At 70.9% G+C, this 17,189-nt stretch carries 15 protein-coding genes; 10 read left to right on the plus strand and 5 right to left on the minus strand.

The window, feature by feature from the left end; translation table 11 throughout:
• Nucleotides 1–23 precede the first annotated feature (23 nt).
• Together FJM51_RS08975 and FJM51_RS08980 are read left to right on the plus strand one after the other, a co-directional pair.
• Nucleotides 24–1,784 (plus strand): sensor histidine kinase, encoded by a 1,761-nt coding sequence (locus FJM51_RS08975; protein ID WP_233713058.1) that lies wholly within the window; start codon nucleotides 24–26, stop codon nucleotides 1,782–1,784.
• Nucleotides 1,785–1,787: 3 nt separating this feature from the next.
• Nucleotides 1,788–3,137 carry a sigma-54-dependent transcriptional regulator gene (locus FJM51_RS08980; RefSeq protein ID WP_140453800.1) on the plus strand — a complete coding sequence of 450 codons (1,350 nt, stop codon included), beginning with the start codon at nucleotides 1,788–1,790 and terminating at the stop codon, nucleotides 3,135–3,137.
• Nucleotides 3,138–3,187: 50 nt separating this feature from the next.
• Here FJM51_RS08980 and FJM51_RS08985 read toward each other — a convergent pair whose 3' ends face one another.
• Nucleotides 3,188–4,675 (minus strand): nucleoside hydrolase-like domain-containing protein, encoded by a 1,488-nt coding sequence (locus tag FJM51_RS08985; protein ID WP_140453801.1) that lies wholly within the window; start codon nucleotides 4,673–4,675, stop codon nucleotides 3,188–3,190.
• Nucleotides 4,676–5,062: 387 nt separating this feature from the next.
• Here FJM51_RS08985 and FJM51_RS08990 point away from each other — a divergent pair, with 387 nt between their 5' ends.
• Together FJM51_RS08990 and FJM51_RS08995 are read left to right on the plus strand one after the other, a co-directional pair.
• Entirely contained in the window at nucleotides 5,063–6,154 is a 1,092-nt protein-coding gene (locus FJM51_RS08990) for a PA0069 family radical SAM protein (protein ID WP_140453802.1), read from the plus strand.
• Between the two features lie 168 nt (nucleotides 6,155–6,322).
• Nucleotides 6,323–7,549, plus strand: coding sequence for an MFS transporter (locus FJM51_RS08995; protein ID WP_140453803.1), 1,227 nt, complete (start codon nucleotides 6,323–6,325; stop codon nucleotides 7,547–7,549).
• On the opposite strand, the gene bmt is transcribed toward FJM51_RS08995, so the two are convergent.
• Both bmt and FJM51_RS09005 read right to left on the minus strand, forming a co-directional pair.
• Nucleotides 7,550–8,527, minus strand: coding sequence for a betaine--homocysteine S-methyltransferase (bmt, locus tag FJM51_RS09000; RefSeq protein WP_140453804.1), 978 nt, complete (start codon nucleotides 8,525–8,527; stop codon nucleotides 7,550–7,552).
• Between the two features lie 3 nt (nucleotides 8,528–8,530).
• Entirely contained in the window at nucleotides 8,531–8,962 is a 432-nt protein-coding gene (locus FJM51_RS09005; RefSeq protein ID WP_140453805.1) for a SufE family protein, read from the minus strand.
• 151 nt (nucleotides 8,963–9,113) lie between these two features.
• On the opposite strand from FJM51_RS09005, the gene FJM51_RS09010 reads away from it, so the two are divergent.
• The 3 genes from FJM51_RS09010 (at nucleotide 9,114) to FJM51_RS09020 (ending at nucleotide 12,015) form a co-directional block, all read left to right on the plus strand.
• Nucleotides 9,114–9,572, plus strand: a complete 459-nt coding sequence (locus tag FJM51_RS09010; protein WP_140453806.1) for a hypothetical protein — start codon at nucleotides 9,114–9,116, stop codon at nucleotides 9,570–9,572.
• Complete coding sequence (locus FJM51_RS09015) at nucleotides 9,569–10,981, plus strand: FAD-binding oxidoreductase (RefSeq protein ID WP_140453807.1); 1,413 nt, start codon at nucleotides 9,569–9,571, stop codon at nucleotides 10,979–10,981. The genes FJM51_RS09010 and FJM51_RS09015 overlap by 4 nt, the downstream gene beginning before the upstream one ends.
• 89 nt (nucleotides 10,982–11,070) lie before the next feature.
• The gene (locus tag FJM51_RS09020) at nucleotides 11,071–12,015 is read left to right on the plus strand and encodes a 2-dehydro-3-deoxygalactonokinase (RefSeq protein ID WP_140453808.1); all 945 of its coding nucleotides are present in this window, start codon (nucleotides 11,071–11,073) and stop codon (nucleotides 12,013–12,015) included.
• 13 nt (nucleotides 12,016–12,028) lie between these two features.
• Here the strand turns inward: FJM51_RS09020 and FJM51_RS09025 are convergent, their stop codons facing one another.
• Nucleotides 12,029–12,874, minus strand: coding sequence for a GNAT family N-acetyltransferase (locus tag FJM51_RS09025; RefSeq protein ID WP_140453809.1), 846 nt, complete (start codon nucleotides 12,872–12,874; stop codon nucleotides 12,029–12,031).
• Nucleotides 12,871–13,581, minus strand: coding sequence for a GntR family transcriptional regulator (locus FJM51_RS09030; RefSeq protein ID WP_140453810.1), 711 nt, complete (start codon nucleotides 13,579–13,581; stop codon nucleotides 12,871–12,873). Before FJM51_RS09030 ends, FJM51_RS09025 begins: the two co-directional genes overlap by 4 nt.
• 254 nt (nucleotides 13,582–13,835) lie before the next feature.
• Between FJM51_RS09030 and FJM51_RS09035 the strand changes: the two genes are divergently transcribed.
• From FJM51_RS09035 to FJM51_RS09045, 3 genes are all read left to right on the plus strand, one after another.
• Nucleotides 13,836–14,819, plus strand: coding sequence for an ABC transporter ATP-binding protein (locus FJM51_RS09035; protein ID WP_140453811.1), 984 nt, complete (start codon nucleotides 13,836–13,838; stop codon nucleotides 14,817–14,819).
• Nucleotides 14,820–14,923: 104 nt separating this feature from the next.
• On the plus strand, nucleotides 14,924–16,228 hold the full coding sequence (locus FJM51_RS09040; RefSeq protein ID WP_140453812.1) for an ABC transporter substrate-binding protein: 1,305 nt from the start codon (nucleotides 14,924–14,926) through the stop codon (nucleotides 16,226–16,228).
• Between the two features lie 96 nt (nucleotides 16,229–16,324).
• Complete coding sequence (locus FJM51_RS09045) at nucleotides 16,325–17,188, plus strand: ABC transporter permease (protein WP_140453813.1); 864 nt, start codon at nucleotides 16,325–16,327, stop codon at nucleotides 17,186–17,188.
• The last annotated feature ends 1 nt before the right edge of the window (nucleotide 17,189 follow it).

The following is a 17,189-nucleotide window of genomic DNA, read 5'->3' on the forward strand; positions in this document are numbered from 1 at the left end:
CCCGCCGGGGTTAGATCAGGCTCATGAACCAGGCCAGCACAGCGGCGAAGCCGACGGGGTATCCGGGTCGCATCTGGATGCGGGCCGGGCTGGTGGTTTCCGTGCTGGTCATGGGCGTCGTGATCTGGGCCAGCCAGATCTATCTCACCCGCTCCTTCTCCGAGAGCCAGGAGACCGACGCGACGCTGCGCGCGACGCTCTACGCCGGCTCGATCCAGAGCGCGATGCAGCGCCATTCGGTCGTGCCGCTCCTGCTCGCCCGCGACCCGATCCTGCAGATCGCGCTCCGCACCGGCGAATTCGCCGAGGCCGAGGCGCGGCTCCGGGACTTCCGCGAGGAGATCGGCGCGGGCTCGATCTTCCTGCTCGACGCCAAGGGCCGCATCGTCGCGGCGAGCGACAAGCAGCCGATCGAGCAGTACGACGGCGACAAGGCCTATTTCACGCTCGCCGTCGCCGATACCGGCACGATCTTCTCGATCATCGAGAACGACGACGGCGCCTACAGCTTCCATTACGCGCGCAAGGTCGAGAACGAGGGGCAGCTTCTCGGCGTGATCGTCGTGACCGTCGACCTCGGCGCGCTCGAGGAGGGCTGGCGCCGGTCCCGCGTCAAGGTGGCGGTCACGAATTCCGAGGGCAACGTGCTGCTCGCCTCCGAGCCGACCTGGCGCAAGAGCGCGCTCGACACGCTGCTCGCCTCCGCCTCGCACCCGTCCCGCGTCACCCAGGTGCTGCGCGACGCGCGCGAGGGTTTCGGCGCGCCGCCCTATGTCTACATCTCCGGCACGCCCTATATCGGCGCCGAGGTGCCGGTCGGCTTCCGCAACTGGCGCCTGACCTATTTCGCGGGGCTCGAGGACGTGCGGGCGCGGGTGAACGCGGTGCTCGCGCTCATCATCATGGTGCTCGCCCTGCTGCTCGCGCTCGCCTTCTACCTGCTCTCGCGCCGCGCCCGGGCCGAGAACCGCCGCGTGAAGCGGGAATCGGACGACCTGCGCCAGCTGAACCGCCGGCTCTCGGCCGAGATCGCCGCGCGCCAGAGGGTCGAGCGCAACCTGAAGGACGCGGAACTGAGCCTCGAACAGGCGTCGAAACTCGCCGCGCTCGGCCAGATGTCGGCCGCCGTCAGCCACGAGCTGAACCAGCCCCTCGCCGCGATGAAGACCTATCTCGCCGGCGCGCGGCTCCTGCTCACGCGCAAGCGCGCGGAGGAGGCGCTGACCTCGTTCCAGCGCATCGACGACCTGATCGAGCGCATGGGCGGGATCACCCGCCAGCTCAAGTCCTACGCGCGCAAGAGCGACGCCGACGACCTCGAGCCGGTGGACCTGCGCGACAGCGTGCGCGCGGCGCTCGCGATGATGGCGCCGCAGCTCGGCAAGATGTCGGTCAACATCACCACCACCCTGCCCTCCGAGCCGGTCATGGTCCGGGCCGATCCGCTCCGGATCGAACAGATCATCGTGAACCTGCTCCGCAACGCGCTGGACGCGGTGAAGGGACGCGACGACAAGAGGGTGAAGATATTCCTCGTCCAGGGCGAGATGATCCTGCTCTCGGTCGAGGACAACGGAGAAGGACTGAAGGATCCGGGCAAGCTGTTCGAACCCTTCTACACCACGAAGAAGCCCGGAGAGGGGCTGGGCCTCGGCCTCGCCATCTCGGCCGGGTTCGCCAACGAGCTCGGCGGCCGGCTCGTCGCCCGCAACGCCCCCGACGGCGGCGCGGTCTTCGAACTGCTGCTGCCGAGGGAACGGGCGCAAAATCACGCCGCGGAGTGACAGATGACGGACAAGACGACGACGGTCGCGATCGTGGACGACGAGGCGGATCTCCGCGAGTCGGTCGCGCAGTGGATGCAGCTCTCGGAATTCGAGCCCCGCACCTTCGAGACCGCCGAGCTGGCGCTGAAGGCGCTCGGCCCCGATTTCCCCGGCGTCGTGCTGAGCGACATCAAGATGCCGGGCATGGACGGCATGGCGCTGCTGCGCCGGCTCCAGTCGGTCGATCCCGGCCTGCCGGTGATCCTGATGACCGGCCATGGCGACGTGCCGATGGCGGTCGAGGCGATGCGCATCGGCGCCTTCGACTTCGTCGAGAAGCCCTTCGATCCGGAGCGGCTCGCCGATCTCGTGCGCAAGGCCTCGCAGGCGCGCGCGAGGACGCTGGCGACCCGCGCGCTGCGCCGCGAGCTTTCCGACGGCAACGTGCTGACGCGCCGGCTCATGGGCGCGAGCCCGGCGATGGAGAAGCTGCGCGAGCAGATCCTCGACATGGGCCAGGCCGACGGCCACGTGCTGATCCTCGGCGAGACCGGGACCGGCAAGAGCCTGATCGCCATGGCGCTCCACGCCTGCGGCGCGCGGGCGAGCAAGCCGCTCATCACGCTGAACTGCGCCAGCGTGCCCCCCGAGACGATCGAGCCGATGCTCTTCGGCGCGCCGGACCGGCCGGAGAAGTCGCTGATCGACCAGGCCGAGGGCGGCACGCTCGCCCTCGAGGACATCGAGGCGCTGCCCGCGCATGCCCAGGCCCGGCTGGTCGAGACGCTGAGCGCCACCGACCCGAGCAGCGCGGCGAACCGCCCGCACAACATCCGCGTCGTCGCGATCTCGAGCCGGCTCGGCGCCGGCGCCCCGCCCGCCGAGGTGCTGCGCGACGACCTCTACTTCCGCCTCGCCGGGCTCATCCTCGAGGCGCCGCCGCTGCGCGCGCGCGGCGAGGACATCCTGACGCTCTTCTCGCATTTCACGGTGCAGTTCGCCGAGGAATACGGCTGCGAGCCCCCGACGCTCAACGCCGCCGACGCGGCGAACCTCGTCCAGGCGCCCTGGCCGGGGAACGTGCGCCAGCTCATCAACCTCGCCGAGCGCGCGGTGCTGCAGGCGCGGCGCGGCGATCACAACATCTCGGCGCTGCTGATCGACGACGGCTTCCAGGCGCCGATCATGGCGCTCGACGCCGAGAAGCCGCTCAAGGAGCATGTCGACGCCTTCGAGAAGATGCTGATCGACCACGCGCTCCGGCGCAACACCGGCTCGGTCAGCGCGGTCATGGCCGAACTCGCCCTGCCCCGCCGCACGCTGAACGAGAAGATGACGAAATACGGCCTCAGCCGGGGCGACTACCTCTGACGCGCGGGGAGGCGTGCCGGCGATCCCCGGCGCGCCTCCGGCCTTCCGGCTCAGACCAGGTCGAACGTATCCGCGGAAGCGGTGGTTCGCAGCACGGTCAGGTGATCCCAGCGCGCCCATTCCCCGGCGTCGTGCGTGCCCTCGACCATGATCGTGTCGCCGCGGTCGATATGGACGACATGGCTTTCGGTCTGGAACTGGTTCTCGTTGCCGAGCGCGCGCCAGGAGAAGGCGAGATCCCCGTCCACATAGACCTTGAAGGTCGATTTCCCGTCGGATTCGTTGAAATAGCGCACCGTCAGCGCGTAGTCCCCCGACGCGCCCTTGAAGGTGCCTTCCGCGGTGCCGTGCCCGCCCGTGCCCTTGTAGGTTTCGACCAGGGGGCTCGATCCCTGCCGCCCGCTGATCACGCGATAGCCGTCGAGATCGAGCGACTCGGCCTGGGCGAGCCCGACCGGGATCAACGGCCCGCCGTCCCCGGTCCCGCCGTCGCCCCCGCCGGTACCTCCCCCTGTGCCGCCGGTGCCGCCATCGCTTCCGCCGCCGCCGCCGGTCCCCGCCGCCCAGTCCATCCGCTCGGCGAAATCGGCGTAGATCTCGGCCCGGTGGTCGTAGACGGTCCGCGCGCCGAACCACTGGCCGAGCTTCAGCGAGGCCTCGGTCCGGTCGGTCCAGGCGTTCTCGCCGATGTTCCACTCCCGGAACCGGCCGCCCCAGCTGTCGCCGCCGGTCGGATTGTCGTTGCTCACATTGTCGAGCAGATAGAGCAGCGACGGGGTGTCGCCCATCTTGAGCCCGTCGGGCGATGAGGCGCCGGTCCGCGTCGTCGACAGGTCGTAGGTGTATTTCTCCTTGAAGAGCGTGCCGAGCGCGCCGTGGTCGGCCACGTTCTCGAGCACCCAGGGCAGGTTCGCCGCGATGCCCTTGTGCCGGTCCCCGTTCTCGTCGACGTAGATCCCGCGCATGGTCGATTCCGAGTCGATCCACCACAGGTCGTGATAGGCGGCGTTGTTGCTGACCGCGTTCACCAGCGCGTTGAAGGCCGCCGGATTCTCCTCGTCCTGACCGAAGCCCGACAGCGAGAAGAGCCGGACATTCGGCACGATGTCCGGGGCGGAGAGCAGCGCCGCCGCCGCGTCGTGGATCGGCCCCCAGACCAGCACGTAGAGCGGATCCCCGGGCGAGGCCGCGCGGGCCTCCGAGACGATGAGCTTCGCCCCGTTCGAGAGCGTCCCGGGCCAGGCGCCGTTGTAGCTCCCCTCGGCGATCTTGTTCCTGAGCGAATCGGCGGAAGGGAAAGCCGCGTCATGCGCCCTCAGATCCGGCAGGTCCTTGGCATAGGCGTCGAGCATCTCCCGCATCATCGCCGCGCCGCTGGTCTTCACGCCGTTGATCGTCCCGCCGTCGAGCGTGCGGGTCATCACGAAGCCGCGGTAGTTCACGTCGTTCGCATAGACGAGCGCGTGGATCATCGACTGCGCGTCGTCGTTGTCGTAGCCGCCGAGATCGGTCGAGATCAGTACTCTGGGGTCTGCCATGGTTCCTCGCCGCGGTCCGGGATCCCGGGGGGTCCGGACCTTTCAATAATTCAAATCCATGGCATGCGCTTCATCGCGAAGCGCATGCCGATACAGCTGCCCAACCTCAAGTCCCGTGGTAAAGGAACAGTGGAAGCCCTTGGCTTTCAGATTTTTTCCGACGCAAGTTTTCCGCGCTTCCTGTGCGTAATCCGATTAGGGCCGAAGCCGGCGGCGCCTGTCAACCTTTCGTGGCCATCTCATCGCCCGGCGGCGGAGAACCGCGCACGAAGAATTGAGAACACAGTGACTTCGCCGGCGGAAGCGCACGCTATCCGCGGCCGGAGAGGCGGAGGGGACGCAAATCCCGCGTGGCATATGTTCTCTTTTTGTTCCAGAATGCCGGGCATGGATGACACCGAATCGGACCGGATCGACAAGTCCCTCCGGCGCGCGCGCGGCGCCGCCAGCAACCGCGACGGCCGGTTCGAGCGGCATGCGCGCCTCGCCTTCCACGACGGCTGGGGTCTCGCGGAGGAGACGCGGCCGCCGCTCCGGACCGAGGTGGCGATGGAGCGGGCGCGCACGATCCTGGCGCGCAACGAATCGCCCGACCTCTCCTTCGACCGCTCGGTCAATCCCTACCGGGGGTGCGAGCATGGCTGCGTCTACTGCTTCGCCCGGCCGAGCCACGCCTTTCTCGGGCTGTCGCCCGGGCTCGACTTCGAGACCCGGCTGACCGCGAAGCCGAACGCCGCCGAGCGGCTGGCGGCGGAACTCTCGCGCAAAGCCTATGTCTGCGCGCCGATCGCGATCGGCACCAATACCGATCCCTATCAGCCGGTCGAGAAGCGGCTCGGCATCACCCGCGCCATCCTCGGCGTGCTGCGCGAGTTCAACCATCCGGTCTCGGTCCTGACCAAGGGCGCGCTCGTCACCCGCGACGCGGACATTCTCGGCGAGATGGGCAGGGCCGGGCTCGCGCGCGCCGGGCTGTCGCTGACCACGCTCGACCCCGCCCTCGCCCGCGCGATGGAGCCGCGCGCGGCGGCGCCCGCGACCCGCCTCGCCGCGATCGAGGCGCTGGCCGCCGCCGGCTGCCCGGTCTGGGTCTCGCTCGGACCGGTGATCCCGGGGCTGAACGACATGGAGATGGAGCGCCTGCTCGCCGCGGCGAAGGCGGCCGGCGCGCGGGGCGCCGGCTACATCGTGCTGCGCCTGCCGCGCGAGGTCGGGCCGATCTTCCGCGACTGGCTCGAGGAGAGCTTTCCCGACCGGGCCGCGCGGGTGATGAACCTCGTCCGCCAGATCCACGGCGGCCGGGACTACGATCCGGAATGGGGCAAGCGGATGACCGGCGAGGGGCCGATCGCCGCGCTGATCGCCCGGCGCTTCGCCGTCGCGAGCCGGCGGCTCGGCCTCGACCGCCCCTGGCCCCCGCTCCGCCGCGACCTCTTCCGCCCGCCCCGCCGCGGGCCCGAACAGCTCAGCCTGTTCTGACGGGGCGGAATATGCATATGCATATCGAACGGCCACGCGCCGGACCGCGAGCCGGACGGGAAGATATGCATATGCATATTCCGCCCGCCGGCTCCGCGTTGACCGGGCCGGGCCGCCGGCCTAGATGGACCGGCGCGCGGCTTCCCCGCCTTCTCCGAAAGATCCCGAATGTCCACCGCCGACCGAGCCGCCCCGCCGGCGCCGCTGCTCTCGCATCGCCCGTTCCTGCTCTTCATCCTCGGCCGCGGCTTCTCGCGCTTCGCGGCGCAGATGGCGGTGGTGGCGATGGGCTGGCAGGTCTACGCGCTGACCGACAGCGCCTTCATGCTCGGCATGGTCGGCCTCGCGCAGTTCACGCCGATGGCGCTGCTGACCTTCCTCGCCGGCCACGCCGCCGACCGCTACGACCGGCAACGCGTGGTGCAGATCTGTCAGGTCGCGCAGGGGCTGGCCGCCGCGCTGCTCGCCTGGGGAAGCTGGGAGGGCTGGCTGACGGCGGGGACGATCTTCGCGGCCGTCATGCTCTTCGGCGCGGCCGCCGCCTTCGAATCCCCCGCCTCGGCCGCGCTCCTGCCCGGCGTGGCGCCGAGGGGGGCGCTGCAGCGCGCGACGGCGATCTCGACCGCGAGCTTCCAGATGGCGGTGATCGGCGGCCCCGCGCTCTCGGGTCTGCTCTACGCGGCCGGGCCGGCGGTGCCCTATACGGTGATGGCGGTCTTCTGGGTGCTCGGCGGCATGCTGAACGGCGCGATCGTGCCGGCGCGCGAGCCGGGCGGGCGGGAGCCGCCCCGGCTCGCCGATCTCTTCGCCGGCATCGGCTTCGTGCGCGGCGACCCCGCGATCCTCGGCACGATCTCGCTCGACCTCTTCGCGGTGCTGCTCGGCGGCGCCACCGCGCTGATGCCGATCTTCGCCCGCGACATCCTGCACGTCGGGCCGCTCGGCCTCGGCGTGCTGCGCGCCTGCCCGGCCGTCGGCGCGCTCGCCATGACCTTCGTCCTCGCCCGCCGCAGCCTGCGCGACAAGGTCGGGCTCCGGATGTTCCAGGCGGTGATCGTCTTCGGCCTCGCCACGATCGTCTTCGGCCTCTCGCGCCACGTCTGGCTCTCGGGTCTCGCGCTGCTCGTGATGGGCGCGGCGGATACGATCAGCGTGGTGATCCGCACCTCGCTCGTGCAGCTCCGGACGCCGGATGCGATGCGCGGGCGCGTCGGCGCGGTGAACTTCCTCTTCATCAACGCCTCGAACCAGCTCGGCGAATTCGAGAGCGGCGTCACCGCGGCGCTCTTCGGCGCGGTGCCGGCGGTGCTGATCGGGGGCGCGGGCACGGTGCTGGTCGCGGCGCTCTGGATGCGGCTCTTCCCGACGCTGCGCGACCTGCGCCGGCTCGAATAGTCAGGAGCCGGTGCCGGGACCGGTCTCGGCCGGCGAGAGCGGCCCGAGCGCGCCGGTGATCGCCGCGAGATCCGGCGCCGCGCCCCTGGGCCGCGATTCGAGCGCCACCCGCATCGCGCCGAGATGCGCGGGGGTCGAGCCGCAGCAGCCGCCGATGATCCGCGCGCCCGCGTCGCGCGCGAGCAGCGCGTAGCGCGCCATCAGTTCCGGCGTGCCGTCGTAGAGGATCCGGCCCGAGACGAATTTCGGCACGCCCGCGTTGGCCTTGGCAATGAGCGCCGCGCCCGGCGCCGCGCCCGCGAGGCCGATCAGGCTTCGCACCAGATCCGACGCGCCGACGCCGCAATTGGCGCCGAAGGCGAGCGGCGGCGCGGGAAGCCCCGCGACCAGCGCCGCGAAACCCGCGACGTCGAGCCCGGCCATGGTGCGGCCGTTGGTGTCGAAACTCATCGTGCCGCACCAGGGCAGGCCGGCCGCCGCCGCGGCGCGGACCGCCGCCTCGAATTCCGCCGGGGCCGAGAAGGTCTCGATCCAGACGAGATCCGCGCCCCCGTCCCGGAGCCCGCGTGCCTGTTCCCCGAACATCGCCTCGGCCGCCGAGGCGTCGAGCGATCCGCCTGGCCCCACGCCCTCGCCGGTCGGGCCGATCGAGCCGCCGACCGCGACCGGCCGCCCGGCCGCGTCCGCGACCTCGCGCGCGATCTCGGCCGCCCTCCGGTTCAGGTCGTAGACCCGGTCCTCGGCGTCGTGCCGGGCGAGCCGGCTCGCATTGGCGCCGAAGCTGTTGGTGAGGAAGATGTCGCAGCCCGCCCCGACCCAGCCCTCGTGCAGCGCGCGCACCCGGCCCGGGTCGGTCGCGTTCCAGAGTTCCGGCGCCTCGCCGGGTTCGAGCCCCATCCGGAAGAGATTGGTGCCGACCGCGCCATCGGCGAGCAGCCAGTCGCGGCTTTCGAGGAGCGCGCCGAACACCCCCGACATGGCTCAGGCCGACCGCGCCGCGGTCGCGGCGATCGCCTGGATCCGCGCGACCATCGCCCGGAGCCCGTTCGAGCGCTGCGAGGAGAGATGCGAGTCGAGCCCGAGCCGGGCGAGTTCCCCCGGCGCGTCGACCGCGAGCATCCCCGACGGCGTCAGCCCGGCATAGAGCGCGTGCAGCACCGCGATCAGCCCGCGCACGATCATCGCGTCGGAATCGCCGGCGAAATCGAACCGGGCCTCGGCGCCCGCCCCCTCGAAGCGCGGCGCGATCCAGACCTGGCTCGCGCAGCCCTCCACCCTGGTCGCGGGCACCCGCAGCGCGTCGTCGAGCGGCGGCATCGCCTTGCCGAGGTCGATCACATAGCGATAGCGGTCCTCCCACTCGTCGAGGAAGGCGAAATCGGCGGCGATCTCTTCGAAACGGTCGGTGGCCACGGTTGCGAACGCCCCTTGTCCCTGATGTCCCCGATTTATGCCGGCCCTGCCCGGAGTTCCAGTGCCGAGCGACGCCCCGCCCCGCATTTGCCCTTCCAAAGCCGGGCGGCGGCGACTATCCCTTGGCCAGTTTTCTACCGGCGGAGCACCCATGCGGCGCGGTCCAGTCTGTCTTCTCGCGCTCGCGGCGCTTTCGGGTTGTTCCTACGAGATGCCCTCCTTCCTCGGACGCGAGGGCGACCAGTCGGGCACCTATACGCTCGGCGGCGACGCCGCCGAGGCACCCGACCCGGTCGAGATGCCGGTCACCTCCGCGGTCGCGGAACGCGGGCTCCATGGCGTGATCCTGCGCGCGGAATCGGTGGCGCCGACGCAAGGGTACTACGGCGCGCTGCTCGCGCCGGTCGATCCGGAGAGCCGGGCCGATGCGAACGGCATCGTGACCGTGAAGTTCACCGCGCTGCCGCCGGCGACGCCGGGGGCGACGGGGCCGGCGCGCACCCGGATGCTCGACGCCGCGCTCTTCGTCCAGAACGTGACCCTGCGCGGCGTGAAGGCCTTCCGGGTGGTGGGCAGCCCGAATTCCATCACCGTGCCCGTGCCGAAATGAGCGCGGCGGCCGAGGCGCTGCGCGCCGAATTCGGCGCGCGGGCGGTGCTGACGGACCCCGCGGAGATGGCGCCGAGCCTCACCGATCTCTACCGCGAGGTCACGGGCACGGCGGCCGCGCTGCTGCTGCCCGGCTCGACGGCGGAGGTCGGGGCGATGCTGCGCGCCGCCGCCCGGCTCGGCCTCGCGGTCGTGCCCCAGGGCGGCGGCACCGGCCTCGTCCACGGCGCGATCCCGGCCGGGACGGATCAGGTCGCGTTGTCGCTGCGCCGGATGAACCGGATCCGTTCGATCGAGCCGGACGACTACGCGGTGACGGCCGAGGCGGGCTGCGTGCTCCAGGCGGTGAAGGAGGCGGTCGCCGCGCATGATCTCTTCCTGCCGGTCTCGATCGGCTCGCAGGGCACGTGCCAGATCGGCGGCATCGTCTCGACCAACGCGGGCGGGATCAACGTGCTGCGCTACGGGATGACGCGGGAGCAGGTGCTGGGGCTCGAGGTCGTGCTCGCGGACGGCACGCTCTGGGACGGGCTGTCGAGCCTGCGCAAGAACAACACCGGCCCCGATCCGAGGCAGCTCTTCATCGGGGCCGAGGGCACATTCGGCGTGATCACGGCGGCGACGCTGCGCCTCGCGCCGCTGCCCCGCGCGCGGGCGACCGCGCTCGTCGCGCTGCCCGATGTCGCGGCGCTGACCGGCGTCTTCCACCTCGCCCGCCGCGCCTGCGCCGACCTGCTCTCGGCCTTCGAATTCATGATGCCCGAGGCGATGGCCGTGGCGCGGGAGGCGATGGAGGGGCCGCCGGACCTGCCCGGCCCCGGCGGCGCCTACGCGCTGATCGACCTCGCCGCGCCCGGGCCGGTCGATCTCGACGCGCTGCTCGAGGGCTTCCTCGCCACCGCGCTCGAACGCGGCCTCGTCCGCGACGGCGTGATCGCGACGAGCGGAGCGCAGGCGGAGCGGCTCTGGATGCTGCGCGAGGCGGTGAACGACGGCGCGGCGCGGCACGGGCCGCATCTGCGCAGCGACGTCTCGACGCGGCTCTCCGAGGTGCCCGCCTTCGTGGCCGAGGTCACGAAGGCGATCGCGGAGGGGGTGCCGGGGGCCCTGCCGCTCGCCTTCGGGCATTTCGGCGACGGCAACGTGCATGTGACCGTGCTGCCCGCGAAGGGGCCGGCGGCGGAGATGGAGGCGGCGATCCATCGCGCGAAGGAGATCCTCAACGCGCGCGTCGACGCGCGCGGCGGCTCGATCAGCGCCGAGCACGGGATCGGCCGGCTGAAGCGCGCCGATTTCGACGCGCGGCTCGCGCCCGCGCCCCGGCGGATGCTGGCGGGGCTGCGCGCGGCGCTCGATCCGGAGGGGCGGATGAACCCCGGCGCGCTGCATCCGCCGGGGCGCGACGGCTGAGGGCTGCGACGCGCTTGTTGCCGCGGCCGCGGCCGGCGTGGTAGGGCTTTCGCGCATTTCACACGAGAGATCGGGATCGCGTCTCCCTCATGGTTGCTTCCGGCGAATGGATCGCGGCGGACTGGATCGCCGTCTACTGGGGACCCACGCATATGCGCGCCTGGGCCGTCGGCCCGGAGGGGCGGGTGCTCGCCGAGGTGGAATCGGAGGCCGGCACGCTGAGCCTGACGCCCGACCGGTTCGAGCCGGCGCTGCTCGATTGCGTGCTCGACTGGCTCGATCTGACGCGCGTGACCGACGTCTTCGTCTGCGGCATGGCCGGCGCGCGGCAGGGCTGGGCGGAAACGCCCTATGTGACGGTGCCCGCGCCCCCCCGGGGCGGGCTGCCGCTGGTCGAGCCCGCGGTCGCGGACGACGGCATCTCGGTCCACATCCTGCCCGGGATGCGCCAGGACGATCCCCCCGACGTGATGCGCGGCGAGGAGACGCTGATGGCGGGCCTGATCGCGCGCGAGCCGGATTTCGACGGCGTGGTCTGCCTGCCGGGCACCCATACCAAATGGGTGCATATCAGCGCGGGCGAGGTGGTGAGCTTCGCCACCTTCATGACCGGCGAGGTCTTCGGCCTGCTCTCCACATCCTCGGTCCTGCACTACACGATGGACGAGGGCGGCTGGTCGGAACCGGATTTCGACGCGGCGGTCGAGGAATCCCTGTCCTTTCCCGAGCAGGTGGCGCGCAAGCTCTTCGGCATCCGGGCGGAGGCGCTGCTGCGCGGCCTCTCGGCGGCGGCGTCGCGGGCGCGGCTCTCGGGCCTGCTCGTCGGGCTCGAGATCGCGGCGTCGAAACCCTACTGGCTCGGCCGCGACATCGTGCTCGTGGGCGAGAGCCCGCTCGCCGGGGCCTATGCCCGCGCGCTCGGCCTCTCCGGACTGACGCCGCGGCGCGACGATCCGACCGATCTGGTGATCGCGGGGCTCGACGCGGCGCGGAAGGACCTGATCGCCGCGCGCGGGCGCGGCGAGGCCGGCTGAGGCGGGCTGGGCCTCAGCCGAGTTCCAGCGTCGCGCGCCCGAAGACGCGCGCCGTCTCCTCCCGCGGCGCGGGGCCGAGATACATCCGCGCGGTGTCGAAATCGGGGCGGAGGCCGAGCCGCCGGGCGAGCCGCTCGGCCTCGGGATTGCTCGCGGGCATGTCGACGACGAGTTCCGGCCCCGGCGGCGTCGCGGCGAGCGCGCGGAGCAGCCTCTCGGCCGCGTCCGCGTCCTCGGCCATCAGCGGGCCGACCTTCGCCCCCGCCCGGCAGGCGCGGATCGTGCCGAAGCCGCGCAGCCGGCCATCGGGGGCGCGCAGGACCAGCGTGATGCGCGTCGGCGCGGGGGCGAGCCAGGCGCCGAGATAGGCGGCGCGGTCGATCCCGGAGGCGGCGCGGTCCCAGGCGAGCAGTTCGGCGAGATCCTCCGGGCGCGCGGGCGCCGCCCCGCCCCCGGCCGCCTCCCCGGCCACGACGCCGCCCCAGCGCCGCGCGCGGTCGGCGACGGCGAAGCCCGAGCGGGCGTAATTCGCCTCCTGCGCCGGCACCGCGTCGAGCCCGACCACGCGCCCGGCGAGCCGCGCGAGCCCCGCCTGCCAGATCTTCCACCCCAGCCCCCGCCCCCGCCAGGCGGGCACGCAGAGATAGAGGCCGAGGAAGCCGAAATCCGCCCCCTGCCGGACGACGGAGATCGCCGCGACCGGCTCCTCGCCCATGAAGGCCATCAGGAATCCCTCCGGATCCGCCGCGCGGAAGGCCTGCGCGTCGTCGATCCCGGGGTTCCAGCCCTCCGCCGCCGCCCAGTCGAGCGCGCGGTCGAGATCGGCCGGCGTCATCACCGCGATCCGGGGCGCGCTCATGTTCCGCCTCCGAGCAGGTCGCGCAGGCTCCTCGGCGCCGCCTCGCGCTCGCGCAGGTCGAGGCCGGAGAGCAGGTCGACGAGATGGCCGTGCATCAGCTCCTCCGCCCGCGCGCCGTCGCGGGCCGCGAAGGCGTCCACCAGCGCGTGATGGGCGTGGCATTCGCAGAGCGTGTCGCGCCGCCGCCAGTAGAGCGCGATCACGAGCGAGGAGCGCGCGACGAGCGAGACGATCATCTCCGCGATCGTGCGCTGGTCCGCGGCCTCGGCGATCGCGCAATGGAACTGGCCCGAGAGATAGACCGCCGTTCCGACGTCGCCCGCGCGCATCGCCCGGTCCTCCTCGGCGATCCGGGCGCGCATCTCCGCGGCCCAGCCGGGGCCGGCCCGGCGCGCCGCGAAATGCGCGGTCCGCGGTTCGAGCAGCGCGCGCGCCTCGAAGACCTCGCGCGCCTCGCGCGGATCGGGCCGGGCGACGGAGGCGCCGCGGTTGCGCCGGAGCGTCACCAGCCCCTGATGCGCGAGCCGCGCCAGCGCGGCGCGCACCACCGTGCGCCCGGCGCCGAAGAGCTCGCCCACCTCGTCCTCGGAGAGCCGCGCGCCGGGGGGGAGGCGGTGTTCGAGGATGCCGCGGGCGAGCGCCACGGCGATTTCCTCGCTCGGCGCCGGCTCCGGCGCCGCGGCGGTGATCTGTCGTGATCCGAGCATCGAAACACCTTCCTCTCAGGCGTCTCCCGAGTAGACGCCGATTCGCGCCCGCCGACCATCCTCTTCGAGATTGTCGCCTGATCCTCCCGGCTTCGTATACGATTTTCGCCGCTTCCATCGCCATCTCGCCCAAATTTTCGGCATTCGCTCGTCGCGGCATGAAAAGAGGGCGGTGTCTGGCGAGTCATTCTTTGCGTCCCGTCCGGCGCGCACCCCAATGAGGCACCGAACGATCCCGTGCCCCCCGGAGGCCCATGCGCACAGAGAAGGACCTGGAGCTGGTCGCCCTGACCAAACGCTATGGCGACAGTCTGGCGGTCGACTCGATCAACCATGTCTTCCCCGCCGGCGGCTATGTCTGCCTGCTCGGCCCCTCCGGCTGCGGCAAGAGTTCGACGCTGCGGATGATCGCGGGGCACGAGAGCGTCACCGAGGGCTCGATCGTGCTCGAAGGCGCCGAGATCGCGCATCTGCCGCCCGCCCGGCGCGGTACCGCGATGATGTTCCAGAGCTACGCGCTCTTCCCGCATCTCTCGGTCGAGGAGAACGTCGCCTTCAGCCTCAAGATGAAGGGCGTGGACAAGGCGACGCGGCTCGGCCGGGCGCGGGAGCTGCTCGAACTCGTCGACATGACGAAATTCGCCGGGCGGCTGCCGGCGCAGCTCTCGGGCGGGCAGCAGCAGCGCGTCGCGCTCGCGCGCGCGCTCATCACCAAGCCGCGCGTCCTGCTGCTCGACGAGCCGCTCTCCGCGCTCGACCCCTTCCTGCGCGTGCGCATGCGCGCGGAGCTGAAGAAACTGCAGCGCGAGCTCGGCATCCTCTTCATCCACGTCACCCACGGCCAGGACGAGGCGCTCGCGCTCGCCGACCAGGTCGTGCTGATGAATGTCGGCAGGATCGAGCAGGCCGGCACGGCGCGCGACGTCTTCGACGCGCCGCGCACCGAATTCGTCGCCCGCTTCATGGGCGGGCACAACATCGTCGGCCGGCCCGGGGAACGCTACGCGGTCCGCTCCGACCGCGTCCGGCTCGACCGGAGCGCGGCATCCGGGCTGCGCGCGAGGGTCTCGGGGATCGAGTACCAGGGCGCCAGCGTCCATGTCGCCCTCGCCTGCCCCGGGGAGGGCGAACTGACCGCCGTCCTGCCCGACCGCGACTTCTTCGCCGCGCCGCTCGATCCCGAGGCCGCGGTCGGCGTGACCTGGGATCCCGCCGACCAGCACCGGCTCGGCGCCTGAACGCCTGCCCGGCGCGGCCGGCCCGCGCCGCCGCCCATCACGCCCGCCCATCACGCCCGCCCATGACGCCGCCGGTCGCCCCGGCGGAAAACGAGGAGCCCCCGATGACGAAGACCGACCTCCCGAAGACCGACCTTCCCAAGACCGGCGCCAGCCGCCGCGCGGTGCTGAGGGGCGCCGCGGCCACCGCCGCGCTCGCCGCCACGAACACGATCGGCGCGCCGATGATCTGGGCGCAGAACATCAAGGACGTGACGCTGCGCCAGTTCGGCACCGGCGTGTCGAACCTCAACGAGGTGGCGCAGAAGGTGAAGGAGGATCTCGGCTTCACGCTCGAGATGACGGCGCTCGATTCCGACTCCGTCACCCAGCGCGCGGCGACCCAGCCGAACAGCTTCGACATCGCCGACATCGAATACTGGATCTGCAAGAAGGTCTGGCCGACCGGCAACCTTCAGGCGATGGATACGACGAAGATCAAATACTACGACAAGATCTCGCCGATCTTCACCACCGGCAAGCTGCGTCCCGACAGCGTGGTCGCGCAGGGCACCGCGCCCTCCAAGGTCGGCTTCGTGACCGAGGAAGGCTCGAAGGAATTCGCCGCCGAGCCGACGCGGTGGATGACGCTGATCCCGACGATCTACAACGCCGACACGCTCGGCATCCGCCCCGACCTGATCGGCCGGCCGATCGAGCACTGGTCGGAGCTTCTGAACCCCGAGTTCAAGGGCAAGGCCTCGATCCTCGACATCTCCTCGATCGGCATCATGGACATGGCCATGACCTGCGAGTCGATGGGCGAGATCCAGTACGGCGACAAGGGCAACATGACCCGCGAGGAGATCGACAAGACCATCGCGATCTTCACCGAGGCCAAGAAGAACGGCCAGTTCCGCGCCTTCTGGAAGAGCTTCGACGAGAGCGTGAACCTGATGGCCTCGGGCGAGGTGGTGATCCAGTCGATGTGGTCGCCCGCGATCACCGCCGTCAAGACCCGCGGCATCCCTTGCGTCTACCAGCCGCTCGCCGAGGGCTACCGCTCCTGGGGCGGCGGGCTCGGCCTCTCGAAGGCGCTCTCCGGGCTCGAGCTCGACGCGGCCTATGAGTACATCAACTGGTATCTCTCGGGCTGGGTCGGCGGCTTCCTGATGCGGCAGGGCTACTATTCCGCCGTGCCGGAGACGTCGAAGGAATTCATGTCCGAGAACGAATGGGGCTACTGGTACGAGGGCAAGCCCGCGACCGGCGACATCGTCTCGCCGCAGGGCCAGAAGCTCGCCGCCGCCGGCGAGACCCGCGACGGCGGCTCCTACGACGAGCGGATGGGCCATGTCGCCTGCTGGAACTCGGTGATGGACGAGAACCAGTACATGGTCCGCAAGTGGAACGAGTTCATCGCCTCCTGACGTAGGGCGGACCCCGGTCCGCCATCCCATGCCCGGGCGGAGCGGACGGCGGACAGATGTCCGCCCTACGTCCGGGCTTTCCAAGCGCGAGGGATCATGCAAGCCGAGAGGAAATCCGAAACGCTGACCGGCTGGCTGCTCGCGGCGCCGCTGACGCTGGTGCTGCTGTTCTTCCTGATCCTGCCGATCGCGATGATCTTCGTCGTCAGCTTCTGGGGGGCGACGGAATTCTCGATCTATCCGGCGTTCCAGTTCGACAACTACCAGTTCCTGTTCTCCTCCCCCGTCACCTACCAGGTCTTCGCCAAGACCTTCATGTACGCGGGCGTGACCTGGGCCTGCACGCTGGTGATCGGCTTCGCGGTCGCGCATTTCCTCGCCTTTCACGTGCGGAGCCTGACCTGGCAGATCGCACTCTTCCTGCTCTGCACGATCCCGTTCTGGACCTCGAACATCATCCGGATGATCTCCTGGATCCCGTTCCTCGGCCGCAACGGCATCGCCAATTCGACGCTGATGGAACTCGGCATCATCCGGGAGCCGCTCGAATGGCTGCTCTATTCCGATTTCGCGGTGATCCTCGCCTTCGTGCATCTCTACACGCTCTTCATGGTGGTGCCGATCTTCAACACCATGATGCGGATCGACAGATCGCTGATCGAGGCGGCGCGCGACAACGGCGCCTCGGGCTTCCAGATCCTCACCAACGTGATCATCCCGCTGACCAAGCCCGGGATCATGATCGGCTCGATCTTCGTCGTGACGCTGGTGATGGGCGATTTCGTCACCGTGCGGATCATGTCGGGCTCGCAATCGGCCAATGTCGGGCGGCTGATCTCGAACGACATCGGCCTCTTGCAATACCCGTCCGCGGCCGCGACCGCGATGGTGCTGCTCGCGACCGTGCTCATCATGATCGCGATCATGCTGCGCTTCGTGAACATCCGGAAGGAACTCTGAG

The sequence above is a fragment of the Amaricoccus solimangrovi genome, from assembly GCF_006385685.1.
Lineage (GTDB): Bacteria > Pseudomonadota > Alphaproteobacteria > Rhodobacterales > Rhodobacteraceae > Amaricoccus > Amaricoccus solimangrovi.